The following is a 23,938-nucleotide window of genomic DNA, read 5'->3' as shown; positions in this document are numbered from 1 at the left end:
CCTGCGCAAAAGCAGGTAGGGAAATCCCCACTGCCACAAAAAGTGCCGCAACGATATATTTGATGGGATGTCTCAACGTAACCATATTCAGCAATGTAGCGCACTGTGCAGCCAACACCAACAGGCGGCACAGTCACATCACTGACAAAGGACGAAAAACATGAGTAACGTTGTGACCGAGGCCGTAGCTGCCCTGAACGCAAAAATGGATGGGGCAGGCTTTGACGGCTCTGCCAAATTCGACATTGAGGGCGAAGGCGCGATCATTATTGACGCAGACGGCGCGCGCGCGGGTGATGACGAAGCTGACGTCACGCTGACCGCCAGCACCGAGACGTTCAAGGCGATCCTTGACGGCGAGCTGAACCCGACAACCGCATTCATGACCGGCAAGCTGACCGTCGATGGCGATATGGGCCAGGCGATGAAGCTGTCAGGCGTACTGGGCTAAGCATTGATGGAGCCCGCACCCTTTCATAGCGATATCGCCGGCGGGCCCGACGGGGGTGCGGCCTATTGGTTGAAAACGGCAGATGGCCTGCGCATTCGCGTGGGCCATTGGACCATTCCTGATGCCAAGGGAACAATCCTGATCTTTCCCGGTCGCACGGAATTTATCGAAAAATATGGTCGCGCCGCCAAGGCCTTTGCCGAGCGCGGCTATGCAAGCCTTGCGATTGATTGGCGCGGTCAGGGGATCGCCGACCGGATGATGGCAAATCGCGCCATTGGCCATGTGGGGCATTTTGATGATTATCAGCGGGACGTTGAGGCGACGCTGGCCCATGCCGCCGCGCTTGACCTTCCTAGACCCTATTTCCTTATAGGACATTCCATGGGTGGCTGTATCGGTCTGCGGTCGCTGATGAACGGGCTCGACGTAAACGCAGCGATGTTCTCGGCACCGATGTGGGGTGTACAGATGAACCCCGCGCTGCGGCCTGTCGCCTGGGGGCTATCGGCGGTGAGCAAACCGTTTGGATTTGACCAGACACTGGCACCTGGCCAATCAGAAGAATCCTATGTTCTGCGCACAACGCTTGAGGAAAACGCGCTGACCGGCGACGCCGAGATGTTCGACATGCTGCAAGAACAGCTGGCGAAACATCCTGATCTTGGCCTTGGCGGGCCATCCTTGCGCTGGCTGAACATGTCACTGCGCGAGATGTTCCAGCTGAGCACCCTGCCCTCACCCGCTGTTCCCTGTCTCACTTTTCTCGGCACCGACGAGGCGATTGTGGACCCGGGCCGCATTCGTGATCGTATGCGCAAGTGGCCGGGCGGCCAATTGCGGGTCATTGATGGTGGACGGCACGAGATGCTGATGGACGCGCCTCAGATGCGCACGGCGATCATCGACGAAACGGTAGCGCTTTTTGACGCTAACAAGACGCTGACCAACGCGGCCTAAGCGCGCGCCAGAAACGCGGACACCTCTGCCAGACCTGCCTGTAAGTCAGCCTTTGGGTTGGCAAAACCGATCCGCACCGTGCCCTCCACCTCAAACACCGCGCCGGGTGCAAGCAGCACGCCCGTCTCTGTCATAAGGCGGGTGCAAAGCTCTTCGGATCCCAGCGGCAGATCGTAATCAAGCAAGGTTACCGTCCCCGATTGCGGCTGCACCCAGCTAATGCCGTGCGTTTGAGACACCCAATCGGCCAAGTACGTCAGGTTTTCCTGCGTAATCTGTCGCGACCGAGCAAGAACGCGGCCCTTGTTTTCCAACGCAAGCGTCGCAAAGTGATCATCCAGTTTGCCGACCGAGATCGTGTCGTAGTCGCGATGATGGGCGACGGCCGAGATAACGTCTTCAGGACCGGCCACCCACCCAAGCCGCAGACCAGCGAGGGCAAATGCCTTGGACATGCCGGCAGTCGAGATACCCTTTTCGTAGATATCGGCAATTGACGCAGTTGTGCCGTCACCCTCCTGATCGGTGCCCCGATAGACCTCATCACACAGGATGTAGGCGCCCACCTCGCGGGCGATTGCGGCAATGCCCTCCAGCACACTGCGATCCATCAAAGCGCCTGTTGGATTGTTTGGATTGGTCAGGGCTATCATCTTCGTGCCCGGTGTCACCGCATCGCGCAGGGCGTCTAGGTCAAGCTGATAATCATCCGCGCGCCGCAGCGGCAGCTTGACGACTTCAGCACCAAGGCTTGCAGGGATTGCGAAATGCTGCTGATAGGTCGGCACAACCGTCACAACCCGGTCACCAGCGCCAATCAGCGCCTTGTACACCAGCATGTTGGCACCGATTGTGCCATGGGTCACGATAATATTCGCGGGATCCTGCCGCTCATAAAGCGCTGAAATCGCATGTAAAAGCCGCGCAGAGCCGCGAATATCGCCATAGGTCATCTTTATCTGCGACAACGCCAAAAGATCGCCGGGCTCCTGACCGGCCAACGCAAGCAAATCGGCAATTGTCAGGCTTTCCACGCACGTCTCGGCCAGGTTGTAGGTGCAGCGTGTCTCCCACGCATCCATCCACAATTCGATCCCGAAAGGTTCAATATACATCGCCTATCCCAGTTCACTGTCGGCGCGGACCTTGAAACCGGCATCGCGCAATTCCTGCACTGTTGCGGCCACATGTGCCTTGTCGCGCGCCTCGATCACGATCTCCAGTTCCGCCTGTTTGAGTGAGACCGATTGCATCATGCGTTGATGGATCACCTCAACCACGTTGGCGCCAGCCTCCCCGATGATGCGCGAGATCTCAGATAGTTGGCCGGGCGTGTCGTCAATCTCAAAAGTCAGGCGCGTGATCCGCCCGTCCCGCACCAGCCCGCGCAGGATCAGGGTGGAGAGCAAGCGCGAGTCGATGTTTCCGCCGCAGATGACGAGGCCGACCTTCCGGCCCTTCAACTCCGGCGCCAGCTTTTCGATCACCGCAAGACCTGCGCCCGGTGCCCCTTCGGCCACGATCTTCTCGTAAGACAAGAGGTCAAAGACCGCGGCTTCGATCTCCTGTTCACTCGCTGTCTCAACGCGATCCACAAATTCCTTGATGACCGCCATATTGGTCGGTGAGGGTTCACGCACTGCAATACCCTCGGCCAGTGTCGCGCCGCCGAAATTGGTGGCCACTGCGTCAAATTGGGCTTTGACCGCGTCGAACCGTTCAGCCTGTGCGCCGATGATTTCGACGGTAGGTTTGGCGGATTTCGCCGCCACCGCCATCCCCGCGATCAACCCGCCGCCACCGATTGGGATGACGATGCAGTCCAGATCCGGCTGATCCTCCAGCATCTCAAGCGCGACGCTCCCCTGCCCCGCAGCCACGACCGGATCGTCAAACGGGTGGATAAAGGTCAGGCCTTTCTCAGCCGCCAAATCGAGCGTGAATTGCACGCTTTCATCAAAACCCTGCCCGTGCAGAACAACCTCCGCGCCGAAATCCTGTGTGCGCTTGATTTTGTTGAACGGCGTTCCTTCAGGCATCACAATCGTAGCGGGGATGCCCAAGCGGCTGGCGTGATACGCCACGCCTTGCGCGTGGTTGCCGGCGCTACAAGCGATGACCCCAGCGGACCTTTCAGCATCAGACAAGGTCAGCAACTTCGCCAGCGCACCGCGCGCCTTGAAGGCGTTGGTATGCTGCAGGTTTTCCAATTTCAGATAGAGATCAATGCCGAGATGCAGCGACAACCGCGCCGCATGCACGGTCGGCGTCCGCATCGTGGCGGGCCTGATCGCCTCATAAGTCTGGCGGATCAACGCCGGGTCAAGCGTCATCGGGCCCCTCATTCCTGTGTCCACCATCCAGTCTATCCCGCTGATGGTGCGGGCGAAACCCACGTCTTCCCACCCGGCCATTGGCGGGAGGGAATGCCGGTCTATACTCGGATTTATGGTAGACGTCCTCACCTTCACTGACCGCGGCATCTACTGCCCTGCGGGCGATTTCTATATTGACCCGTGGCAGCCTGTGGATCGCGCGCTGATCACGCACGGCCACAGCGACCATGCGCGCCCCGGCATGGGCCGCTATCTGGCGACAAAGGGCACCGCCCCGGTGATGCGCCACCGGCTCGGTGAGATTGTGCTGGAGACGGTTAATTTTGGCGAAGAGAGGCGGATTGGCGATGCGCTGGTCTCTTTCCATCCGGCGGGTCACGTGCCCGGTTCTGCGCAAATTCGCGTGGACGTGAAGGGAGAGGTTTGGGTCGTCTCCGGCGATTACAAGACGGTTGCCGACGGCCTGTCAGAGCCATTTGAGCCGGTGAAATGCCATGCCTTTATCACCGAATGCACCTTTGGTCTGCCGATCTTCAAATGGACCCCGCAAGATATCCTGACCCAGCAGATAAATGATTGGTGGGCGAGTAATGCCGCTTCCGGACGCACCTCCATTCTTGGCGCCTATGCATTGGGAAAGGCGCAGCGGCTACTGGCGCAGGTCAACCCCGATATCGGCCCCATCATCACTCACGGCGCCATCGAAAACACCAATGAAGTCCTGCGCAATCAGGGGTTGAACTTGCCCGACACGATCTATGCCACACCTGAGATCACGGCCAAAACCCATCCCGGTGCGCTGGTTCTTGCCACGCCAAGTGCCCTTGGCACCACATGGACCCGCCGCTTCGGCCCCGCCTCGACCGCCTTTGCCAGCGGCTGGATGGCCTTGCGGGGGGTACGGCGCAGGCGGGCGGCTGATAGAGGCTTTATCGTGTCGGACCACGCCGATTGGGACGGGCTGAACGCTGCGATCAAGGCCACAGGTGCGACGAAAGTCTTTGTCACCCACGGCTACACCTCCGCCTTCCAGCGCTGGCTCTCTGACCAAGGCTATGACGCGCATATCGTCAGCACGGATTATCACGGCGAAAACCTCGATCAGACAGAAGAGATCGAGGCATGAAGGACTTTGCCACACTCTTCACCCGCATCGACGAAAGCACCAAGACCACGGTCAAAACGGCCGCGCTTGCCGATTACTTCCGCACGGCGGAACCAAGCGACAAGCTCTGGACCATCGCCCTGTTCACCGGGCGGCGGCCTAAACGGACGATCACCGCCACGCGCCTGCGCGAGTGGGCGGCAGAGGTGGCCGGTCTGCCCGACTGGCTGTTTGAGGAAAGCTACAGCATCGTCGGCGATCTAGCCGAGACCATCGCGCTGGTCCTGCCCCCTGCCGAAGAGGACGATGACCAATCCCTCACCTACTGGATCAATCGAATCAAAGCGCTTTCTGGGATGGACGAGGATGATCGCAAGGCTGGCATCCTGCAGGCCTGGAACAGCCTGCCGACGACGCAGCGCTTTCTTTTCACCAAACTGCTAACGGGCGGGTTTCGGATTGGCGTCAGTGCCAAACTGATCACCCGAGCGCTGGCGCATGCCACAGGCCAGCCAGAGGCGGAACTGACCCACAAGCTGATGGGCAACTGGACGCCCGACACGGCGACCTGGGAAAGCCTCATCGAGGCGGATGATCCGACCGCCGACCTGTCGCGCCCCTACCCGTTTTATCTGGCGTATCAATTGGATAGCCTTGATGACCTTGGCGCACCCAGTGACTGGAACGCAGAGCGTAAATGGGACGGGATCCGGGGCCAGTTGATCATCCGGGGTGGTGAGCATCACCTTTGGTCGCGCGGCGAGGACCTGATGACCGACCGCTTCCCGGAGCTTGCACAACTGAAGGACTATCTGCCCGATGGCACGGTCATAGATGGTGAAATCCTCGCCTTCGCCGATGAAAAGCCCTTGTCTTTCAACGCGCTGCAGAAACGGATCGGGCGCAAGACCGTGCCGAGAAAGCTTCTGAAAGAGGCGCCAGTGATCCTGATGGCTTATGATGTCTTGGAATACGAAGGTCAGGATATCCGCGACACCGCACTGCACGAACGCCGCAACCATCTGAAAGCGCTGATCAATCACGCTCCCCCAGAGGCCCCTATCCGCCTTTCCGAAGCCGTCGATTTCACAAGCTGGGACGACCTTGCCAAAGCCCGCGAACAATCGCGCGAGATCGGGGCGGAAGGGCTGATGCTAAAACGGCTCGACAGCCCCTATCTGTCCGGACGAAAGCGCGGCGATTGGTGGAAATGGAAAATCGATCCGCTGACCATCGACGCGGTGATGATCTATGCCCAAGCGGGCCATGGACGCCGCGCGAACCTCTTTACCGATTACACATTCGCGGTGCGCGCGGGCAACGATCTGGTCCCGTTCACCAAGGCATATTCCGGCCTGACCGATGCCGAATTCCGAGAGATCACCGCTTGGGTGCGCAAGAACACGCTGCAAAAGTTCGGCCCCGTCCGGCAGGTGCCGCCGACCCACGTGTTTGAGATTGCCTTTGAAGGTATCCAGGCCAGCCCCCGCCATAAATCCGGCGTCGCGCTGCGATTTCCACGCATGGCGCGTTGGCGCAAGGACAAACCGGTGGATGAGGCGAACACGCTCGACGATCTCAAGGAAATGTTGGCGACATACGGCTAGCAACCTGTAGGCGAGAGGCCTATGAAGGGCCAAACAACTGGGGGTTAAGACATGCATTTTCCGCAAGCCGTTTTCGACGCAAACGCAACGGGGGGCAAAGACCTCGGCAGCCTGCCCGAATGGGATCTGAGCGATCTATACACCGGCACCGACGCGCCGGAACTGGCGCGCGATCTGGACTGGCTGGAAAAGGAATGCGCCGATTTCGCGCAAAGCTACGCTGGCAAACTCGCAGGTCTCAGTGCAGCTGAGTTGCTCAAAGCCGTCCAGCGGTATGAACAGATTGAGGTTATCGCGGGCCGCATCATGTCATTCGCGGGTCTGCGATACTATCAGATCACAACCGATGCGGATCGTGCGAAATTCATGTCCGATTGCCAGGACAAGATCACGACCTTTACCACACAGCTTGTCTTTTACAGCCTTGAATTCAACCGGTTAGAAGATGATCACCTCAACGCGCTGCTGGCCGAGAACGCCGATCTCGCCCGCTACAAACCGGTCTTTGACCGGCTGCGGGCGATGAAGCCGCATCAGCTATCCGATGAGTTGGAGCAGTTTCTGCACGACCAGTCTACCGTTGGTGCGGCGGCGTGGAACCGGCTTTTCGATGAGACAATGGCGGGGCTGGAATTCGACGTAGATGGTGAGACCTTGCCGCTGGAAGCCACGCTGGACCTTTTGACCGACCCTGATCGCACAAAACGTGAGACCGCAAATCACGCTTTGGCAGCGGTTTTTCAGGACAATATCAAAACCTTCACCCGCATCCACAACACGCTTGCCAAACAAAAAGAAATTGAAGACCGCTGGCGCAAAATGCCAACGCCCCAAACCGGGCGACATCTGGCCAACCATGTCGAGCCAGAGGTGGTCGACGCGCTCCGCGATGCCGTTGTCGCCGCCTATCCGCGCCTGTCGCATCGGTATTACGCGCTCAAGGCCAAGTGGCTGGGCGTTGAGAAACTGCAAGTCTGGGACCGCAACGCACCGCTGCCGATGGAAAGCGACAAAACAGTCGACTGGGATACCGCAAGGGACACGGTGCTGAGCGCCTACGGCGAATTTGACCCCCAGATGGCCGACTTAGCGAAACCGTTTTTTTCGAAAGGCTGGATCGATGCGGCCGTCAAACCGGGGAAAGCCCCTGGTGCCTTCGCCCACCCCACTGTGACGACCGTGCACCCATATGTGATGCTCAACTATCTTGGAAAGCCGCGCGATGTCATGGTCCTGGCCCACGAACTGGGGCACGGCGTGCATCAGGTTTTGGCGGCTGGACAGGGAGAAATGCTCTCTTCAACTCCGCTGACTCTGGCAGAAACGGCGTCTGTGTTTGGTGAGATGCTGACATTCCGCAAATTGCTGGATGAGGCCGAGAATGCGGCAGAACGCAAAGTCCTGCTGGCCAACAAGGTCGAGGACATGATCAACACGGTCGTGCGCCAGGTCGCGTTCTACGACTTCGAATGCAGGCTGCATGCCGCCCGTGCCAAAGGCGAACTGACGCCTGATGATATCAACGCGATCTGGCTTGCGGTGCAGACGGAAAGCCTTGGCCCCGCCTTCACATTCGCGGACGGGTATGAGACCTTCTGGACCTACATCCCGCACTTCATCCATTCACCCTTTTACGTCTATGCCTATGCGTTCGGCGACGGATTGGTAAACGCGCTTTATGCCGTTTATCGCGAAGGCGATGCGGATTTCCGCACAAAGTATTTCGACATGCTGCGCGCCGGTGGCTCAAAACATCACAAGGAGCTTCTGGCGCCTTTCGGCCTCGACGCCTCTGATCCGAAATTCTGGGATAAGGGCCTGTCGATGATCGAAGGCTTTATCCATGAATTAGAGGCGATGGAGGCCTAATTCGCGAGGATGGACCCGTCGCTGTTCAGCACCAGGAACTGTGTCAGTTCGGTTTCGCGCAGGGCATCCTGCTCGATCATCTGCCGCAGCACCGTGATGGCGACGGGGGATGTAAAGGCAACCATGTGATCGAGGCTGCTGCCATCGCGGAGGTTTGTGATGTCAATGAAGGTGACATTCATGCCGTCGACATCCGCAGCGCTGCTGATCCCACCCACCCTCTCGCGGCCGCCGCTCAGCAGTGATGACAAACGCAGTGCACGATCAGTCTGGCTGTGCAGTATGACAAACGGTTGCGGCAATTCGCCGACCGCGTTGGCCTGTGCGCGAAAAATATCCGGATCAAGATCTGGCGATAGAAAGGTCGTCGACTCTATTCGCCGCAATACATCGCGATTATCGGAAATGGCGAGCTGACGCATCGCCTCCATCGTCAACATCGCGCCCATGGAATGAGCCATGACGTTGATCGTCTTGTCGGTTTTCCGTGCGATATCTGTCAGCAACGCGACCAGATCATCGCGTGCAAAAAGCACGCTATCACGATCATAGACATAGGCACCCGGCACCCCGGCTGAGGCCCAGGAAAACATCAGCCGCGTATCGGGCAGATCAAAATCATGTGCGATCTGAGCAAAGCGATAAAGTGCCTCCGAACTGGTTGTGTTGTAGCCATGGACAAACAGGAACACTGTATCGCCTTCGGCGGCGGCAATGGCTCGTTCCAGAGCAACATCGTCGTCGAGCAGCGTAAAATCGACAACAGCAAAATCAGTCAGAGGATCAGTCGGACCATCAGGCCAGGCGATTTGGCCAAGCTCGTGACTTGGCGGGATCGAGACTGATAGCCGGGCCCGCCGCGCGACGGTGGAACGGTCACTGCGAAAGGCGTCGCGCCCCAGGGCAACGTTTTGCTGAGTTACGACGTAAATCTCTTCGATTGTCGCCGCCGGATCGGGTGCCGCAAAACTGATCGTATCGGGCGTGCTACATGCCGCAAAAAGGCCCGCAATTGCCACGAATATCGTTTTGCGCATTGTTATCTCGTATCAGGGACGGGCTTGAGGAAAGGATAGGTCAGTCCAACTCGGTCCAGGGCCAGGGCTTCACCTCGCTCGCGGCGGTCTGATATCGCGCTGCCTTGGCCATCCAGACGCCCATCGTTGTCCCGATCTCGGCCAGTTGCTCGTTCGGTTCGCGCTGATTGAACAGCATGATCAGGAACTGCGCGACGGTCAGAATGCCCAAAAGGCTGCTTGCCATGCTCATCAGCACTGCAATGATCACCATGTTCAGAAGGCGCAGCCAGATCGACTCCAGATCGTCGGCGGCTTCGTGTTCTGCGGTTTCATGATCCTTGGCCATTGTCCCCTCCTACTTGGGCGCGGCTGGCGGTGAACACCATGTCCATCATGTGCTGCGTTCCGCGCGAGAATTCAAGCGGACATGGATATGCCGCGCCAGTTTGCACCGATTTACAGAAGTTTTCCACCTGCAACACATAGTGGTTTGTGGCTGGCCAGCGCTCTGTCACCACGGATCCGGTGTCGGTTTCGAGCGTCAGGGCGGCCAGGTCGAAGACATTCGCATTAAATGGGCAGGTCAGCCGCAGCACACCCTTTTCGCCAAAGAACGTGATCCCCTGATGTGGGAACATCCGCATGGAGACGACGGCCGCGTAGCTGAAATCCGGAAAATCGGCTGCGACTTGGGCGAAAACATCCACATCGTTGTCAAAGCGCAACTTGGCATGGGTGATCCGCTCAGGCTCTTGGCCGGTAACAAAACGCGCGGCACCAAAAGTATAGACCCCGATATCCCGCAAGCCCCCGCCGCCTGCATCTGGGCGGTTGCGGATATTGCTGGCATCATCGTTGAAAAAACTGAACACCGCATCGACATGCACCAATCTGCCAATGGCCCCACCCTGGACCAGTTCGCGCGCGCGGATTAATTGCGGGTGATGGACGATCATGAAGGCCTCGGCGGCCAGTTTGCCGGACGCCTCGCGGGCCGCGATCAGCCGATCAAAGTCTGACGCGGCCATCGCAATCGGCTTTTCGCAAAGGACATGCTTGCCTGCCTCCAAAGCCTTGGTGGTCCAGTCCACATGCAGATGGTTGGGCAGCGGGATGTAAACGGCGTCAATACTTGGGTCCGCAAGCAGCGCATCATAGCTCTCATGCACCGCAATTCCTGGCGCAAACGCTGCGAAACCTGCTGCCTTGGCCGGGTCTGACGTGGCGAGTGCGGCCAGTTCGGCACCTTTCGCGACCTGGATCGCAGGCGCCATCTGCTGGTGGGCGAAACTTGCCGCCCCTAACACACCCCAACGCAGTGGTTTCATCGTGATGCCCTTCTCTTGCGTGATCCGCGCCAAATATAGCGTTTGACGAAATGCCTGAAACACCACTTATCATCTAACGCGTTGAAATCTTTGATTTCAGACAGCGTTAGATGATTCAGGTCTTTCGTATAACGTTTAAGAACCGCGCCGCTGGAGGTTGCAACAAAAAATCCCCGCCGGGGACAGGCGGGGATTCATAGCTTTGACCGTGGGAGGCTCAAGCGGTCGTCAGCATTCCTTTTTGACGCGCCAGTTCCTGCATCTTCTTTTGCAGTTTCTCGAATGCGCGCACCTCAATCTGGCGGATCCGTTCGCGGCTGACGTCGTATTGGCCGCTCAGATCCTCGAGCGTTACGCTTTCCTCTGAAAGCCGACGTTGAACAAGGATGTCCTTCTCCCGGTCATTCAGCACATCCATAGCTTCGGCGAGAAGCGCGCGACGGGCGTCAAGCTCATCATGCTCTTCATAGTGCTCAGCCGTATTGGCGCTTTCGTCTTCCAGCCAATCCTGCCATTGCATCGAGCCTTCACCGTCAGAGCCGACCTGCGCATTGAGCGACGCATCCCCGCCCGACAGGCGCCGGTTCATAGAGATGACTTCGTCTTCGGTCACACCCAGATCGGTCGCAATCCGCTTGACGTTTTCAGGACGCAAATCGCCATCCTCCAACGCACCGATCCGGTTCTTGGCCTTACGCAGGTTAAAGAACAACTTCTTCTGGGCAGAGGTCGTTCCAAGCTTCACGAGGCTCCATGAGCGCAGGATGTATTCCTGGATCGACGCACGAATCCACCACATCGCATAGGTGGCAAGGCGGAAACCCTTTTCAGGATCAAATCGCTTGACGGCCTGCATCAGGCCGACATTCGCCTCGGAAATCACCTCTGCCTGCGGAAGACCGTAGCCGCGATAGCCCATGGCGATTTTTGCGGCAAGGCGCAGGTGTGATGTGACCATCTTGTGCGCAGCGTCCGTGTCTTCATGGTCGACCCAACGCTTGGCCAGCATGTATTCCTCCTCAGGTTCCAGCATGGGGAACTTGCGGATTTCCTGCATGTAACGGTTGAGCCCGCCCTCTGGTGATGGGGCTGGCAAATTCTGATAATTACTCACTGTTGTGCCCTCCTATGTTTAAAGGCTTAACATGGATATGGGGACGTTGACGTAACGTTTCAAGAGACGTTTAAGCAATTTTCCATGAAACAAATATGAACTAGTCGGTTTAGTATTGCGAGACACAAATTTGTGCGTTCACGCACATGGCATCGTGTATTTCAGTTTCTATCGCGCATGGCGCGCAAAAGATCGCGCATATCCGCGGGGATTTCCGCGTCAAATGCCAGTTTTGTCCCCGAAACCGGGTGTTTGAACCCCAAAGTCGCCGCGTGCAGCGCTTGGCGATTGAATTGCGCAGCAGCCACCGCGCCCGCTTCGCCCACGGACTTTGGAGAGAGCTTGCGCCGCCCCCCATAGACCGGATCGCCGATCAGGCCATGCCCGCAATGGGCCATGTGAACACGAATCTGGTGCGTACGCCCTGTTTCGAGCCAGCACTCAATCAGCGCCACCGCAGGCGTGTCTCCGAGTGGTTCGATCACCCTTGCGCGGGTCACCGCGTGACGCCCTTCGGTAAACGAAACGGCCTGCCGCTGCCGGTCGGTTTTGTGGCGGCCTAGAAAGGTCTGGATCTTGAGGATATTGCCCGGCTCGAAAGACGCACCCTTGATCCCGCGCAGGCGTGGATCGTTCGAAGCGGGCACACCATAGCAGATCGCCAGATACCGCCGTTCGACATCGTGGGCGGCGAATTGCGCGGCAAGGTGATGATGTGCGCGGTCGGTCTTGGCAGCTACCAGCAGGCCCGAAGTTTCCTTATCTATCCGGTGCACGATGCCGGGGCGTTTCATGCCGCCAACGCCGGACAGCGTCTCGCCGCAGTGATGGATCAGCGCATTCACAAGCGTCCCACCGGGCGTGCCGGGGGCCGGATGAACCACCATGCCTGCTGGTTTGTTCACAACGATCAAATCGGCGTCTTCGAACACAACATCAAGCGGGATGTCCTCTGGGCCGATATGACTGTCCTCGGCTTCGGCAATTATGACGTTCACCTCCGCACCCGACGAGATGCGAAAACGCGGGTCGGTGATGATCGTGCCGTCAATGATGACAGCACCATCAGCGATTAGTTTCGCAAGGCGCGAGCGGCTGAGTGCCGCGTCTGCGGGCACGTCGCGGCCAAGCGCTTTGTCGAGCCTTGGGGGTGGGTTGGGGCCGATTGTGAAGGTGACGGTGGTCATCGATTTGCGCTCCAATGGCCGCCCGGTGTGGCCGCAATTGGCTGCGCCAATCGCTTACCCACACACTTTCAAAATTCTTGAATTTTGAAAGTGGTACCACCTCCTGGTCTCGAACCAGGGACCTCTTGATCCACAATCAAGCGCTCTAACCAACTGAGCTAAGGCGGCACTGGCAGCGGATTTAGCCCTATGGGGCTGCGATTGCAACCCTTCAAAAGCTGATCTCCCACGTCTCTTCGATCAGGTCGCGACCGAAGGAATGGACAGGTTTTGCGTCGGTCCGCAGAAACCCGTTGCGCTGGTAAATCCGGCCTGCGGCCACGTGTTGTTCATGGGTCCACAGCGTCATGCCGCGATAGCCATTGTCACGGGCGAACGACAGGCAGGTATCTAGCAAAGCCTGCCCTGCCCCGCTGCCGCGTGCCTCTGGTATCAGATAAAACAGGCGTAGCTTTGCAATCTCATCCGACAGGCGCACACAGAAAATCGTGCCCCAGCGCACAGCGCCTCCATGCGCCATCCACCCTGCCTCGCGGGCCGGATCGTGATCAGCAAGAAAATCCGCAACGATCTTCGCGACTAAGGGCCCGAATGTGTCATCGAACCCCTCGACACGCGCATAGTGATTTGCGTGCTGGTCAACCAGCCAGTCGGCATCATCGGCGGAAAAGGGGCGAATTGCAAAGAGCATAGCCTGCAGCCTGCCCCGCCCACCCTTGCCAATCAAGCGATTTGCGCTGTAGGACAAAGGGCTGAAGCGAAAGGGGTGATCATGGGTATCAACACGGAGAGCGACATCACCGCGAATATCCAAATCGGGCCGACCGATCTGGGCATGGTGCGGATATTTGTCGAAGCGGACGGTATTGAAATCCCGATGGATTTTGACCCCGAAGAGGCCGACGAAATCGCGGAAGAGATCAAGGCGGCGGCAATCGCGGCACGCGCCCTCAAAACGGGTTAACGAAGTCCGGGTCACGCGCTGACTGCGCCCGAATAGCCGCATGACGCGCAAATTTCTGCATCATGACCTTACGCCGCGCCGCGGTCAGACGTGTTTCTGCAGGCATGCGAACAATCTCCGCATCATAGGCGTCCGCGATGATCAGCCCCGTATCATCCGGCAAAAGCTCGGTCGGGAATTCGCCATCCACCGCCCAAAAGAACCGGTCGCACCATTCCAGATAGCCCTGCCATTTGTGGTCGGATAGAAAATCCGCCCGGCAGGATTTGCATTCAACAATCCAGATCTCGCCTTTTGGCCCAAGCGCCATAACGTCAACGCGCAGGCCCAATGTCGGGACCAGTTCTTCCACACTCACAAAATCATGACTGCGCATCGCGCGCGAGACACCGCGGGCCAGAAGCTGGCCAGGAAGAAGCGTCGGCATAGTCGCATCAACAGGCATGAGAGAACCATGAACAATACGTGAACAAAATGCAAGATGTCACGGGTCAAGTGCCGAGTCGCACAGAGCACTGAAATCAGACCGACATCAAGCGCGCTGAAATTGGGTCAAATCCAGCCGTTCATCTTGTGCGCGCGGTTTTCTCTATCTTTTTCAATGGCTCAGCATAATCTTGCGAAAACCTGTTCATCGAAAACGCTCATCTTTGTGACATGAATCGGGCGATTAACCCTAGGTAACGGCTCTGAAAACCACGCCAGCGTCACGATTTCGGCAGCTTTCATCCGCATATTGTTTACAGTTGGAATGAGGAGTAGCCCAATGACCTTGTTGGCCGGTATCACGTTTTACGAAGTCTGCATGGCGCTACTTATGGTCGGCATGACAGAACGGGTCTTACTGGCATACGCTCCGGTCGAGATGGTTGGCCGCAATGGCTGGCTGATCAAAGGCGACGTCGAGGAATAAAGCCGCTCCGCTACTTGTCCAAATGCCCGCCACCCCCTAACTCTAACGGCGGCGGGCTTCTGCTCTTCTCGTTACTCAGGGGTTACATTCCAGTGGCCTTAAGCAAATCCGAGGGAGCTGGCTCTGTCTGAGCCCTGGTTCAGTTATCTGGCGCCCACCTGTATATACAGGTCCTCGGGAATAAACCTCCCACGGTCGCTGCGGTTCCCGCCACCCTTCCAGTTATCAGTTGCGTGTTGCGGTTTATGGCGTCCGTGTCAGCTGTTGCCTTTATCCCTTCGTATCGTGCGACATCCGCCAGATCGTGGCGTTGTGTGAGTGGGCCAGGATGATCTGCCGGAGATGTCAGGTGGTAACCCGTGCACCGTAGCGATAGGGCCGGTGCGGCATCCCTGTCTGCCCCTCAAAGGTTTAAAGACCTACACCTTTGGTTTATCTGCCGTGTTTTGAAGGTGCGTCTTGGCGCAGCGCGCTAAATCCTGCGAGGCGTCTCCGAGGGCACACGAACCGCGACCGGCGTGCCGCCGCGCGGGCCTTCATCGTCTTTTTCAGCATTCAGCATCAGTGACACGGCGAATTGTACGCTGCCGAAGATGGTTCCATGAAAGAACCATAACAAGAAAACGGCGAGATAACCAACATCTGTATGGGTCACCAGATAGCCGAGATTGGCCACGTTGAACCACAGGAGCATCGCCACAAAGGCGGCGGCCAGCGCAAAACCGACTGCGCAATGGCGCAGATAAAGACGCATCAGATCGGGTTCGTTGGCGGGCCGCATATCATCTCTCCTCGCAATTCAGGATAGAGCAATCACCGGCGCAGGCAAATCAGCAGGCCCAGTTTGATTGGCAAATGTTAAGAAAATGCCTCTGGCCGGGTCGCGCGTGCCATATGATCGAGCACTGCGTTGACGAATTTCGGTTCTTTGCCGTCGGATGAGAATGCCTCGGCAATGGCCACGAATTCGCTGATCACCACTTTTGGCGGCGTCTCTTTCAAGGTCATCTCGGCCCCAGCGGCGCGAAAAAGCGCCCGCCATGTGGGATCAATCCGCGCGATAGGCCATTTCGCGACAAGCGCGCGGTCCGTCATCTGGTCGATCAAGGCCTGATCATCCACAGCCTTGTCCATGAGCGCGCGGAACATGTCCACATCACCCTCGGCCATCTCACCTTCTTCATAGCTTGCGCCAAAGCGATGATCTTCGAATTCGCGGATGATCGCATCAACGGTCTGTCCGGATGACTCCATCTGAAACAAGGCCTGCACGGCATAGAGCCGCGCCGCGGATTTCATCTTACGTTTCTGATTGTTCGAAAGGGTCATGCTGTGGTTTTGCCGCTCTCATCACCGGCCATCAAGATCTCACGCGTAAACCCGACCGTCTTTTCGGCTTTGCCCCACTTACGGGCCAGTGCGATCAGATGCAAGGCTGCCGCCGCCGCGCCGCCGCCCTTGTTCATCTGGGCAGGGTCAGCACGCACCGCGGCCTGTTCATAGTTCTCGACCGTCAGGATGCCGTTGCCGATGCAAAGCCCTTGCAGACCAAGCAGTTGCACCGCGCGACTGCTGTCGTTGCAGACCGTGTCGTAATGCGTCGTCTCACCCCGGATCACACAGCCGAGGGCGACATAGCCGTCGAAATTGCTCATCCGTTCCGCGATGCCGATGGCCGTCGGGATTTCGAGCGCGCCGGGGACATTGACAACCTCGCAGGTGGCTCCCGCCTTTTCGATTTCTGCCTTGGCACCGGCGATCTGACGGTCGCTGATATCCTTGTAATAGGGCGAGGCGACGATGAGGATTTTCACCGGCTTGTCGAACTCCGGCAGCTTCATGATGTGATGGGCGGGTCCGGCCATTATCCGATCTCCGAGATTTTGCGGGTGCCCACGATCTCAAGCCCGTAGGCGTCGAGGCCGACGACTTTTGGCTTTGGTGAGTTGGTGAGCAGTTCAATTTCGTGGATACCGAGCGAGCTGAGGATTTGTGCACCCAGCCCGTACTGGCGCAGGGTCTGAGGTGACGTTTCCTCATCCGTCTCCAATTTCATGTGCACGTCGCGCAACAGGACCAGCGCGCCACGACCTTCTTGTGCGATCAGTTCCATCGCGTCGCCAAACTCATCGCGGCGGCCCTTGGGGCCGACACCGACGACATCCAGCATCGGGTCCATCGCATGCATCCGCACCAGGACCGGTTCTGGCGTCGAAATATCGCCTTTTATCAACGCGATATGCTCTGCCCCTTGGGTTTCATCGGTATAAATCCGCAGCTCCCATTCACCGCCAAACTCGGACGTGATCGTGCTGGTTTCGCGGACGCGGACGAGGTTGTCGTGACGCCGCCGATAGGCGATCAGATCGCTGATCGTGCCGATTTTCAGGCCGTGGAGTTGCGCGAAGGCGATGAGGTCCGGCAGGCGGGCCATTTCGCCGTCTTCCTTCATGATCTCGCAGATCACGCCGGAGGGGTTCAGGCCCGCAAGGCGGGAGATATCGGTCGCCGCCTCCGTATGGCCTGCGCGGACGAGAACGCCGCCGTCGCGCGCGCGCAGGGGGAAGACGTGGCCGGGGGTCGCGATATCTGCGGCACCTTTGGTGGCGTCAATCGCCGTGGCCACGGTCAGGGCACGGTCCGCGGCGGAGATGCCGGTGCTGACGCCCTCGCGCGCTTCAATGCTGACCGTAAACGCGGTTTCGTGGCGCGATGAATTGTGTGAGGCCATCAACGGCAGGCCCAGCGCGTCGATCCGTTCACCGGGAAGTGTAAGGCAAATCAACCCCCTGCCATGTTTGGCCATGAAATTGATCGCATCAGGTGTTGCCATCTGCGCGGGGATGACCAGATCGCCTTCATTCTCACGATCTTCGTGATCGACCAGGATGAACATCCGGCCATTGCGGGCATCTTCGATGATGTCCTCGATCTTACTGATCGCGTCGGACCAATCGCGCTCGACCGGGCCCGGCGTTTCGAAATTCTGGTTCATCTGCGTCCCCGATCAGTTTTGCCCGCCAGATAGCCTAGCACCGCGCCTTTGAAAAGGGTGCCGAGGTGAGACGTGGCGTGCCTCGGTAGCAGGGCTCAGAGACGGCTCGGCGCGTCGTCAAAGAAATCTGAGGCGGACAGATACCCGGCCATCCGCGCGGCCTCGGCCCATTCGCGTTCAAACGCGGTATCTCCGATCATGACGAACCGGTCAGCGGGCTGCCCCTGCGACGTCACGATAGCGCGGACCTGATCGCGCATGGACGACCAGCTATCGCTGAAACGGGGGGCCGCAAAGGCCCGCGCCAGCCCTCGCAAATTGGAGAGATGCGTTGGCGTAACCGGGCGGTGTGCGATGCCGGTGCAATCGGTATGGACTAGGCTGGCGAGTTTGCTTGCGCGCTCCTCAGACAGCCCCTGCCCTTCGCGCAGCACTAGAAGCGCGTTGTTGGAAAACAGAAACCCGATCAGATCATGGCCAGTAGAGGCCCGGAACCCGGCATAGGTCTTGTACGGCAGACCCAGCTCTTTGGCACGCTTTACACGCAGCCTGACAACCTCAACCGGAAGCGTGCCAATGAGGTTCTTCCGCGCCTTGGCCCAAACATGCCGCCGCCAGCTTTTGCCGGGTTCATCGGCCCGGCCCGAGTTGTGTCCAATCATTGCCCGTGTTGCGCCTTTCCAGTTGCCGAGAAGGCGACCGTTGTCGCTGCCTCGCATTGATCATGCCGAGATGCGCTCGGTCACTTCAACCCAAAATGCGCAGAACGATGCCCGAAGTTAATAAACCATGCCCTATGACCTGTTTTTACGAGTCTTTTATAGATTACCGATTGCACAAGCTCCGTTTCTTATGCTTGCTGAACTAGCAGTTCTTTTGTCACCAGCGCATTTCGCAGTACGGAGATTTCATGCGGATCAAGGAGATGAGTTTTCGGGTCCTCAATGCGAGCCTGTTGTTTTTACATCGCATGTTGCTGCGGACGTATGGGGTTGGAACCGCATATACGACGCAGAAGGCCCAAATCTCCGTCAGTTTTGAAGGCAGCCAATTTCACTACGCTATTCGACGTTTTGGCGCGACCGGAAACCTCGATTTCACAGAAACCGACGAAACCGCTACGCGCTCTGCATTGATTGCACGGCTGCGCCCGGAAGATGTGTTCTATGATATCGGGGCCCATGGCGGTGTGTTCACCGTTACAACCCAGCATCAGGTCAGAGGGTTGAGGGTCATATCTTTTGAACCGCAACCTAAAGAACTGCTTCTGAACCTGGAATTGAACGACATGTCAACGGAGCAGGTTTATGCCGTTGCGGTGGGTGAGCAAGCCGACAGAGTGCGCATGACGTCTGGAAAGCGGTCATCAAACCATCTCAGCGCATCAGGCGACGTGGAAGTGGATTGCGTCAGACTGGATGATTTTCGACGTGAGAAGGGGCTGCCAGCGCCAAGTTGGGTCAAGATCGATATCGAAGGCATGGAACTGCCTGCATTGAAAGGTTTTGCCGAGACGCTAAGCGTCTCGAAACCGGTCGTAATCTGCGAGATCAACCACGTCTTCGACCGGTTTGGCACACGCCTGCAAGATCTTATCGGCTTCTTTGCCGGAATGGGCTACGAGGTCCTGGCACAACATACTTCTGGCTTTCAGCATGCCCAGACCGAAGCCACCACATTGGAAGCCCTCGGGCATTCGGCAGACGACAATTTCTGGTTTGTGCCCAATGAGAAGCTACCGCTTTTTATTACGACCTAAGCAGCTTTAGGTCTTGTTTTGTATGGGTCAGAGACGGCGTCCATTCCATGCCGCGATCACGCTCGGTCTGCATCCAACCTATCTCTGCCAAAGCCGCTGCGCGCGCGGCTTCTGCAGTGTCAAATATCGCGGTTTGCGCACCTGAAAGATAGCGCCAGCCATGGCTGTCCTCCGGGTCGCGTCTGCATTCGCGGAAGGTAAATCGCCCATCTGCGAGGCGGATGATGTCAACGCACCGGTGGCCGGTCACATCCTCAATCGATTGCAGGACCAGCGGCTTCACCCGTATTCGCGCAGCCGCGCGACGTAGCGGGCCATCGTATCGATTTCGATGTTGATCAGGTCGCCCACCGCGACGTCTCCCCACGTCGTCGCGGCCTTCGTATGCGGGATGAAGTTGATGCCGAAATCGCGGCCATCGACTTCGTTGACCGTCAGGGAGGTCCCGTCGAGAGCAACCGACCCTTTGGGCGCGATGAATTTGGCGAGGGCGTCAGGCGCGCGGAAAGTGACGCGGGTGCTGTCGCCCTCATCGCGCATGCCCACAATCTCGGCCACGCCATCCACGTGGCCGGAGACGATATGCCCACCGAGTTCATCCCCGACTTTCAGCGCGCGTTCGAGGTTGAGCCGTTTGCCCACGCCCCAGCCGCTGACATTCGTCGCACCCACGGTTTCGGCCGAGATTTCCACGTCGAACCAGTTCTGTGGCGCCTGCCCCAGTGCGATCACGGTCAGGCAGACGCCGTTGCAGGCGATGGAGGCGCCGATATCGATGCCGCCCACATCGTAGCCGGTGCCGATCCGCGCGCGCAGGTCGCCGCGCTGCTCCAGTTCCAGGATGGTGCCGATATCGGTGATGATGCCGGTGAACATGTGGGACCCCTTCGATCGTTTGACGATGACCTAGCGGCTGGAACCCGCGCAGGCAAGCACCGGCCTTGTCAGGGGGCTTTTCCCGCGCCACCATAAGGTGTTAACCAAAAACAAGTGGCCCACTGGCAGACTGCGCTGATGAGTACCCGACGCACCTTTTTGTTTCTGCAAGGCCCGCATGGGCCGTTTTACCGCAAGCTGGGTGCGATGCTGCGCAAGGCTGGCGCGCAGGTCTGGCGGGTGGGCTTTAACGCCGGTGATGCCGCCCTGTGGTGGCCCGAGCCGGGATATATTCCTTTTCAGGGCAAACCAAGCGATTGGCCGGGTGCGCTGGCGGCACTTTTACGGGAACGCCAGATCACCGATATCGTGGTCTATGGCGATACACGCCCCATCCATGCCGAGGCTGTCCGTCAGGCCAAGGCGGCAGGCTTGAGTATCCACATATTTGAAGAGGGGTATCTACGCCCCTATTGGGTGACTTATGAACGGGGAGGCAGCAACGGCCATTCACGTCTGATGGACTTGTCTGTGGCCCAGATGCTGGCGACCGAGGGGGATGAGATCCCCACCCCGCCCTCTCATTGGGGCGATATGCGCCAGCACATATTCTGGGGCGCGGCCTATCATTGGTTTGTGATGTTTCGGAACGCGCGCTATCCCGCCTTCAAGCCACATCGCGCATTGCCCGTCCGGCGCGAGGCTTTGCTTTACTCCAAAAGGTTGGCGCTCATGCCGTTTCTCGCGCTTGAGCGGATGATCACCACGCGGCGGGTGCTGCATGGCGGCTATCCCTATCACCTCGCCCTTCTTCAACTGGAGCATGATGCCAGCTTTCAAGCCCATTCGCCCTTCGCATCCATGCGCGATTTTCTGGATGTGGTGATTGATGGATTTGCCAAGGGGGCGCCCCGGCACCATCACCTTGTGTTCAAGGCGCACCCGCTTGAGAGCGGCCAGTCGCCTTTGCGCCGTCTGATCCGGGACCGCGCAAAGTTGCGTGGCATCAGTGACCGGGTGCATTATCTGCGCGGAGGTAAGCTGGCCCATATCCTTGATCAGGCACAAGCAGCTGTCACCGTGAACTCCACGTCGGGTCAGCAGGCACTCTGGCGCGGTATTCCACTGCGCCCCTTTGGAACCGCGATTTATGCAAAGCCTGAATTCGTGTCCGAACAACCATTGCCCACCTTTTTCGCCCGGCCACAAAAGCCCGATACGACGGCCTATCGTGCGTTCCGCCAGTTCCTGCTTGAAACCAGCCAGGTGCCGGGCGGCTTCTACTCTGCGCGCGGGCGCCGCCAACTGCTGCGCCAATTGCCTGATATGATGCTCGCCACCGATGATCCTTATGATGCGCGCCTGTCACCGATACGCAGCGCTGCACAGGCCATAAGCGTCGTCAAGTAACCGCCGCTGGCCATCGGGCGGACCCTCGCATAGCTTGCGGCCATGACCGAAACGCCGCGCCAGCCACTTTATGTCTATAACGGTGGGTTCCTAACCGAACGACGCGTGCGGCGGATCCTTGATCTGGCAGGTTACGACATTCGCCTGGGGGCACCGGGCGAAGGCGACATGGTCGGCGTCTGGGGCCAAAGCCCGACCGCGCCGAGAGGCGAAGCGGTCGCGGCAAAGCGGTCTGCACCGGTGGTCCGGATCGAAGACAGTTTTCTACGCTCCGTCGGTCTGGGGCGCGATGGGGATGTGCCCATTGGTCTAAACATCGACCAGCGCGGCGTGCATTTTGACCCCAAGACACCGTCTGACTTGGAAACATTGCTGGCCGAAGACCCGCTTGACGACACCGCCCTTCTGAACCGTGCAAAGGCGGGGATCGCGGCGTTGAAGAGCGCGCATCTGTCAAAATACAATGCCTTTGATCCCAAATTAGAACCACCGACACCGGGCTATGTTCTGATTATCGACCAAACCCGTAAGGACGCCTCAATCCGGGCAAGTGGTGCCGACAGCAACACATTTCGCGAGATGCTGTTTTATGCAATGACCGAGCATCCGGGCACGCGGATTATCATCAAAACGCATCCCGAAACGGCAGCAGGCCACCGCGAGGGGTACTTCACGAAGGAAGACGCAACAGGCCAGATCAGCCTTTGTGAAGAAGCGATGTCGCCCTGGGCGCTGATGGAAGGTGCCGTAGCCGTCTATACGGTGAGTTCGCAGCTTGGGTTTGAGGCGATACTGGCCGGTCATCGCCCAGTTGTCTTTGGTCAGCCCTTCTATATGGGGTGGGGCCTGACGGATGATCGCAAACCCTTGCAACGCCGCCAGCGGAAACTGACGCGGGCACAACTCTTTGCGGCAGCCATGATCCTTTACCCTAAGTGGTATGATCCCTTCCATGACAGGCTTTGCAGTTTCGAAGAAGCCGCGGCGACTCTAACCGAACTGGCACGCGCCTGGCGCGACGATTACCGAGGCTGGGTCGCCGTTGACATGCGGCTTTGGAAACGCCGCCCGTTGCAGCAGGTTTTTGGCGGACCAAAGCACATGATTTTTGCCAAGGCCGCAAAAGGCGAGGCCAAGGCCAAATCGACAGGCCGCCGCGTGATGCAATGGGCCAGCAAAGCGACGGATAACGACCACATTCTGGTCGAAGATGGCTTCCTGCGCTCCAGGGGGTTGGGGGCCGACCTGATTGCTCCGCTCAGCCTCGTTCTGGATGATATAGGCATCTACTACGATGCCACCCGGCCCAGCAGACTTGAGGCATTGATCAATGCCAGCGATCGGCTGGATGCGGGGGCACGCGCAAGGGCAGAGGCATTGATTGAACGGATCGTCGATGCGGGCCTGTCAAAATACAACCTCCCCGATCAGGACAACCTGCAGACCCTGCCCGCGGGCCGCCGGATCCTCGTGCCGGGTCAGGTGGAGGATGATGCGTCGATCCGGCTCGGCACCAACGACATCAAGACCAACCGCGAGCTGTTGGAAGCGGTGCGCGCGGCAAACCCGGCGGCTGTGATCGCATACAAACCGCACCCCGATGTCGAAACCGGTCTGCGCCCCGGAGCTGTTGCGGACGCGGACACAATCGCCGATGTTATCCTTGATCGGACAGACCCGATTGCGGCACTTTTGCAGGTGGACGAGGTCTGGACGATGACCTCGCTTCTGGGGTTTGAGGCCTTGCTGCGCGGCAAACGCGTAACCTGTCTTGGCTCTCCCTTTTATGCCCATTGGGGGTTGACCGATGACCGGGCGATGCCAATCCCACGCCGCAATACGCGGGTTGATCTGCTCGGTCTGGTTCATGCGACGCTGATCAGCTATCCGCGCTATTATGATCCGGTCACGGGACTTGCCTGCCCGGTTGAGGTGATCGTGGACCGCTTGGAGAATGACGACATTCCGAGACCGGGTCCCATGAACCGAAATCTGGCGAAACTGCAGGGGCTCTTTGCCAGCTTCGCGTATCTTTGGCGGTGATT

The 23,938-nt window shown here is 58.5% G+C and carries 26 protein-coding genes and 1 tRNA gene; 10 read left to right on the top strand and 17 right to left on the bottom strand.

All coding sequences use genetic code 11. From position 1 onward, the window contains the following. The first annotated feature begins 160 nt into the window (after window positions 1–160). A complete protein-coding gene (locus SLH49_RS07030) occupies window positions 161–451 on the top strand; it encodes an SCP2 sterol-binding domain-containing protein (RefSeq protein WP_320268420.1) in 291 nt (96 codons plus the stop codon). A 6-nt stretch (window positions 452–457) separates the two neighbouring features. Next, entirely contained in the window at window positions 458–1,411 is a 954-nt protein-coding gene (locus SLH49_RS07025; RefSeq protein WP_320268419.1) for an alpha/beta hydrolase, read from the top strand. Here SLH49_RS07025 and SLH49_RS07020 read toward each other — a convergent pair. Together SLH49_RS07020 and SLH49_RS07015 are read right to left on the bottom strand one after the other, a co-directional pair. Further along, window positions 1,408–2,526 carry an aminotransferase class I/II-fold pyridoxal phosphate-dependent enzyme gene (locus SLH49_RS07020; protein WP_320268418.1) on the bottom strand — a complete coding sequence of 373 codons (1,119 nt, stop codon included), beginning with the start codon at window positions 2,524–2,526 and terminating at the stop codon, window positions 1,408–1,410. The two genes, SLH49_RS07025 and SLH49_RS07020, sit on opposite strands and share 4 nt — an antisense overlap. Window positions 2,527–2,529: 3 nt before the next feature. Further along, the gene (locus SLH49_RS07015; RefSeq protein ID WP_320268417.1) at window positions 2,530–3,744 is read right to left on the bottom strand and encodes a threonine ammonia-lyase; all 1,215 of its coding nucleotides are present in this window, start codon (window positions 3,742–3,744) and stop codon (window positions 2,530–2,532) included. A 115-nt stretch (window positions 3,745–3,859) separates the two neighbouring features. Between SLH49_RS07015 and SLH49_RS07010 the strand changes: the two genes are divergently transcribed. Genes SLH49_RS07010 through SLH49_RS07000 form a run of 3 tightly spaced genes read left to right on the top strand, consistent with a single transcriptional unit; the run spans window position 3,860 to window position 8,328 of the window. After that, window positions 3,860–4,873, top strand: a complete 1,014-nt coding sequence (locus tag SLH49_RS07010) for a ligase-associated DNA damage response exonuclease (RefSeq protein WP_320268416.1) — start codon at window positions 3,860–3,862, stop codon at window positions 4,871–4,873. After that, the gene (locus SLH49_RS07005) at window positions 4,870–6,459 is read left to right on the top strand and encodes an ATP-dependent DNA ligase (protein WP_320268415.1); all 1,590 of its coding nucleotides are present in this window, start codon (window positions 4,870–4,872) and stop codon (window positions 6,457–6,459) included. The genes SLH49_RS07010 and SLH49_RS07005 overlap by 4 nt, the downstream gene beginning before the upstream one ends. Window positions 6,460–6,510: 51 nt before the next feature. After that, the gene (locus tag SLH49_RS07000; RefSeq protein ID WP_320268414.1) at window positions 6,511–8,328 is read left to right on the top strand and encodes a M3 family oligoendopeptidase; all 1,818 of its coding nucleotides are present in this window, start codon (window positions 6,511–6,513) and stop codon (window positions 8,326–8,328) included. Here the strand turns inward: SLH49_RS07000 and SLH49_RS06995 are convergent. The 7 genes from SLH49_RS06995 to SLH49_RS06965 form a co-directional block, all read right to left on the bottom strand. Further along, the gene (locus SLH49_RS06995) at window positions 8,325–9,365 is read right to left on the bottom strand and encodes an alpha/beta hydrolase (protein ID WP_320268413.1); all 1,041 of its coding nucleotides are present in this window, start codon (window positions 9,363–9,365) and stop codon (window positions 8,325–8,327) included. The two genes, SLH49_RS07000 and SLH49_RS06995, sit on opposite strands and share 4 nt — an antisense overlap. 40 nt (window positions 9,366–9,405) lie before the next feature. Continuing rightward, complete coding sequence (locus SLH49_RS06990) at window positions 9,406–9,693, bottom strand: DUF4389 domain-containing protein (protein ID WP_320268412.1); 288 nt, start codon at window positions 9,691–9,693, stop codon at window positions 9,406–9,408. Beyond that, window positions 9,677–10,675 carry a Gfo/Idh/MocA family oxidoreductase gene (locus SLH49_RS06985; protein ID WP_320268411.1) on the bottom strand — a complete coding sequence of 333 codons (999 nt, stop codon included), beginning with the start codon at window positions 10,673–10,675 and terminating at the stop codon, window positions 9,677–9,679. Before SLH49_RS06985 ends, SLH49_RS06990 begins: the two co-directional genes overlap by 17 nt. Window positions 10,676–10,892: 217 nt before the next feature. Next, window positions 10,893–11,789 carry an RNA polymerase sigma factor RpoH gene (gene rpoH / locus SLH49_RS06980; RefSeq protein ID WP_320268410.1) on the bottom strand — a complete coding sequence of 299 codons (897 nt, stop codon included), beginning with the start codon at window positions 11,787–11,789 and terminating at the stop codon, window positions 10,893–10,895. A gap of 161 nt (window positions 11,790–11,950) precedes the next feature. Further along, complete coding sequence (locus tag SLH49_RS06975) at window positions 11,951–12,976, bottom strand: RluA family pseudouridine synthase (protein WP_320268409.1); 1,026 nt, start codon at window positions 12,974–12,976, stop codon at window positions 11,951–11,953. Window positions 12,977–13,067: 91 nt separating this feature from the next. Continuing rightward, a tRNA-His gene (locus tag SLH49_RS06970) sits at window positions 13,068–13,144 on the bottom strand. A gap of 43 nt (window positions 13,145–13,187) precedes the next feature. Continuing rightward, a complete protein-coding gene (locus SLH49_RS06965; protein ID WP_320268408.1) occupies window positions 13,188–13,667 on the bottom strand; it encodes a GNAT family N-acetyltransferase in 480 nt (159 codons plus the stop codon). A gap of 81 nt (window positions 13,668–13,748) precedes the next feature. On the opposite strand from SLH49_RS06965, the gene SLH49_RS06960 reads away from it, so the two are divergent. Next, entirely contained in the window at window positions 13,749–13,940 is a 192-nt protein-coding gene (locus SLH49_RS06960) for a DUF6324 family protein (protein ID WP_320268407.1), read from the top strand. Here the strand turns inward: SLH49_RS06960 and SLH49_RS06955 are convergent. Next, window positions 13,927–14,367, bottom strand: coding sequence for an MmcB family DNA repair protein (locus SLH49_RS06955; protein WP_413785269.1), 441 nt, complete (start codon window positions 14,365–14,367; stop codon window positions 13,927–13,929). The two genes, SLH49_RS06960 and SLH49_RS06955, sit on opposite strands and share 14 nt — an antisense overlap. 339 nt (window positions 14,368–14,706) lie before the next feature. Here SLH49_RS06955 and SLH49_RS06950 point away from each other — a divergent pair, with 339 nt between their 5' ends. Then, complete coding sequence (locus tag SLH49_RS06950) at window positions 14,707–14,853, top strand: hypothetical protein (protein WP_320268405.1); 147 nt, start codon at window positions 14,707–14,709, stop codon at window positions 14,851–14,853. Between the two features lie 472 nt (window positions 14,854–15,325). Here the strand turns inward: SLH49_RS06950 and SLH49_RS06945 are convergent, their stop codons facing one another. From SLH49_RS06945 to SLH49_RS06925, 5 genes are all read right to left on the bottom strand, one after another. Next, window positions 15,326–15,634, bottom strand: a complete 309-nt coding sequence (locus SLH49_RS06945) for a hypothetical protein (RefSeq protein WP_320268404.1) — start codon at window positions 15,632–15,634, stop codon at window positions 15,326–15,328. A gap of 77 nt (window positions 15,635–15,711) precedes the next feature. Further along, the gene (nusB, locus tag SLH49_RS06940) at window positions 15,712–16,182 is read right to left on the bottom strand and encodes a transcription antitermination factor NusB (protein WP_320268403.1); all 471 of its coding nucleotides are present in this window, start codon (window positions 16,180–16,182) and stop codon (window positions 15,712–15,714) included. Next, a complete protein-coding gene (locus SLH49_RS06935) occupies window positions 16,179–16,718 on the bottom strand; it encodes a 6,7-dimethyl-8-ribityllumazine synthase (protein ID WP_320268402.1) in 540 nt (179 codons plus the stop codon). The genes nusB and SLH49_RS06935 overlap by 4 nt, the downstream gene beginning before the upstream one ends. Further along, window positions 16,718–17,848: a 3,4-dihydroxy-2-butanone-4-phosphate synthase gene (ribB, locus tag SLH49_RS06930; RefSeq protein ID WP_320268401.1), complete on the bottom strand. Its 1,131-nt coding sequence runs from the start codon at window positions 17,846–17,848 to the stop codon at window positions 16,718–16,720. The genes SLH49_RS06935 and ribB overlap by 1 nt, the downstream gene beginning before the upstream one ends. Window positions 17,849–17,943: 95 nt before the next feature. Beyond that, window positions 17,944–18,510 carry a hypothetical protein gene (locus SLH49_RS06925; RefSeq protein WP_320268400.1) on the bottom strand — a complete coding sequence of 189 codons (567 nt, stop codon included), beginning with the start codon at window positions 18,508–18,510 and terminating at the stop codon, window positions 17,944–17,946. 248 nt (window positions 18,511–18,758) lie between these two features. Here SLH49_RS06925 and SLH49_RS06920 point away from each other — a divergent pair, with 248 nt between their 5' ends. Next, entirely contained in the window at window positions 18,759–19,607 is an 849-nt protein-coding gene (locus SLH49_RS06920; protein WP_320268399.1) for an FkbM family methyltransferase, read from the top strand. Here SLH49_RS06920 and SLH49_RS06915 read toward each other — a convergent pair. Then, entirely contained in the window at window positions 19,597–19,890 is a 294-nt protein-coding gene (locus SLH49_RS06915; RefSeq protein ID WP_320268398.1) for a hypothetical protein, read from the bottom strand. The two genes, SLH49_RS06920 and SLH49_RS06915, sit on opposite strands and share 11 nt — an antisense overlap. Next, window positions 19,887–20,483, bottom strand: a complete 597-nt coding sequence (locus SLH49_RS06910; protein WP_320268397.1) for a riboflavin synthase — start codon at window positions 20,481–20,483, stop codon at window positions 19,887–19,889. The genes SLH49_RS06915 and SLH49_RS06910 overlap by 4 nt, the downstream gene beginning before the upstream one ends. Window positions 20,484–20,621: 138 nt before the next feature. On the opposite strand from SLH49_RS06910, the gene SLH49_RS06905 reads away from it, so the two are divergent. Both SLH49_RS06905 and SLH49_RS06900 read left to right on the top strand, forming a co-directional pair. Then, a complete protein-coding gene (locus tag SLH49_RS06905; RefSeq protein ID WP_320268396.1) occupies window positions 20,622–21,893 on the top strand; it encodes a capsular biosynthesis protein in 1,272 nt (423 codons plus the stop codon). Between the two features lie 42 nt (window positions 21,894–21,935). Further along, the gene (locus SLH49_RS06900; RefSeq protein ID WP_320268395.1) at window positions 21,936–23,936 is read left to right on the top strand and encodes a capsular polysaccharide biosynthesis protein; all 2,001 of its coding nucleotides are present in this window, start codon (window positions 21,936–21,938) and stop codon (window positions 23,934–23,936) included. Window positions 23,937–23,938: the final 2 nt, after the last annotated feature.

This window comes from Cognatiyoonia sp. IB215446 (assembly GCF_033963825.1).
Lineage (GTDB): Bacteria > Pseudomonadota > Alphaproteobacteria > Rhodobacterales > Rhodobacteraceae > Yoonia.
Note: the sequence above shows the minus strand (reverse complement) of the source record. Positions and strands in the feature narration are given on the sequence as shown.

What these genes read in the sequence shown, in the direction of transcription:
- SLH49_RS07010 (WP_320268416.1), top strand. Translation starts at nt 3,860, where the DNA reads ATGGTAGACGTCCTCACCTTCACTGACCGCGGCATCTACTGCCCTGCG.
- SLH49_RS06965 (WP_320268408.1), bottom strand. Translation starts at nt 13,667, where the DNA reads ATGCTCTTTGCAATTCGCCCCTTTTCCGCCGATGATGCCGACTGGCTG.
- SLH49_RS06995 (WP_320268413.1), bottom strand. Translation starts at nt 9,365, where the DNA reads ATGCGCAAAACGATATTCGTGGCAATTGCGGGCCTTTTTGCGGCATGT.
- SLH49_RS07020 (WP_320268418.1), bottom strand. Translation starts at nt 2,526, where the DNA reads ATGTATATTGAACCTTTCGGGATCGAATTGTGGATGGATGCGTGGGAG.
- SLH49_RS07005 (WP_320268415.1), top strand. Translation starts at nt 4,870, where the DNA reads ATGAAGGACTTTGCCACACTCTTCACCCGCATCGACGAAAGCACCAAG.
- nusB (WP_320268403.1), bottom strand. Translation starts at nt 16,182, where the DNA reads ATGACCCTTTCGAACAATCAGAAACGTAAGATGAAATCCGCGGCGCGG.
- SLH49_RS06900 (WP_320268395.1), top strand. Translation starts at nt 21,936, where the DNA reads ATGACCGAAACGCCGCGCCAGCCACTTTATGTCTATAACGGTGGGTTC.
- SLH49_RS07025 (WP_320268419.1), top strand. Translation starts at nt 458, where the DNA reads ATGGAGCCCGCACCCTTTCATAGCGATATCGCCGGCGGGCCCGACGGG.
- SLH49_RS06945 (WP_320268404.1), bottom strand. Translation starts at nt 15,634, where the DNA reads ATGCGGCCCGCCAACGAACCCGATCTGATGCGTCTTTATCTGCGCCAT.
- SLH49_RS06990 (WP_320268412.1), bottom strand. Translation starts at nt 9,693, where the DNA reads ATGGCCAAGGATCATGAAACCGCAGAACACGAAGCCGCCGACGATCTG.
- SLH49_RS07000 (WP_320268414.1), top strand. Translation starts at nt 6,511, where the DNA reads ATGCATTTTCCGCAAGCCGTTTTCGACGCAAACGCAACGGGGGGCAAA.
- SLH49_RS06985 (WP_320268411.1), bottom strand. Translation starts at nt 10,675, where the DNA reads ATGAAACCACTGCGTTGGGGTGTGTTAGGGGCGGCAAGTTTCGCCCAC.
- SLH49_RS06955 (WP_413785269.1), bottom strand. Translation starts at nt 14,367, where the DNA reads ATGCCGACGCTTCTTCCTGGCCAGCTTCTGGCCCGCGGTGTCTCGCGC.
- SLH49_RS06975 (WP_320268409.1), bottom strand. Translation starts at nt 12,976, where the DNA reads ATGACCACCGTCACCTTCACAATCGGCCCCAACCCACCCCCAAGGCTC.
- SLH49_RS06960 (WP_320268407.1), top strand. Translation starts at nt 13,749, where the DNA reads ATGGGTATCAACACGGAGAGCGACATCACCGCGAATATCCAAATCGGG.
- SLH49_RS06905 (WP_320268396.1), top strand. Translation starts at nt 20,622, where the DNA reads ATGAGTACCCGACGCACCTTTTTGTTTCTGCAAGGCCCGCATGGGCCG.
- SLH49_RS06950 (WP_320268405.1), top strand. Translation starts at nt 14,707, where the DNA reads ATGACCTTGTTGGCCGGTATCACGTTTTACGAAGTCTGCATGGCGCTA.
- ribB (WP_320268401.1), bottom strand. Translation starts at nt 17,848, where the DNA reads ATGAACCAGAATTTCGAAACGCCGGGCCCGGTCGAGCGCGATTGGTCC.
- SLH49_RS06935 (WP_320268402.1), bottom strand. Translation starts at nt 16,718, where the DNA reads ATGGCCGGACCCGCCCATCACATCATGAAGCTGCCGGAGTTCGACAAG.
- SLH49_RS06920 (WP_320268399.1), top strand. Translation starts at nt 18,759, where the DNA reads ATGCGGATCAAGGAGATGAGTTTTCGGGTCCTCAATGCGAGCCTGTTG.
- SLH49_RS07015 (WP_320268417.1), bottom strand. Translation starts at nt 3,744, where the DNA reads ATGACGCTTGACCCGGCGTTGATCCGCCAGACTTATGAGGCGATCAGG.
- SLH49_RS07030 (WP_320268420.1), top strand. Translation starts at nt 161, where the DNA reads ATGAGTAACGTTGTGACCGAGGCCGTAGCTGCCCTGAACGCAAAAATG.
- SLH49_RS06910 (WP_320268397.1), bottom strand. Translation starts at nt 20,483, where the DNA reads ATGTTCACCGGCATCATCACCGATATCGGCACCATCCTGGAACTGGAG.
- SLH49_RS06925 (WP_320268400.1), bottom strand. Translation starts at nt 18,510, where the DNA reads ATGATTGGACACAACTCGGGCCGGGCCGATGAACCCGGCAAAAGCTGG.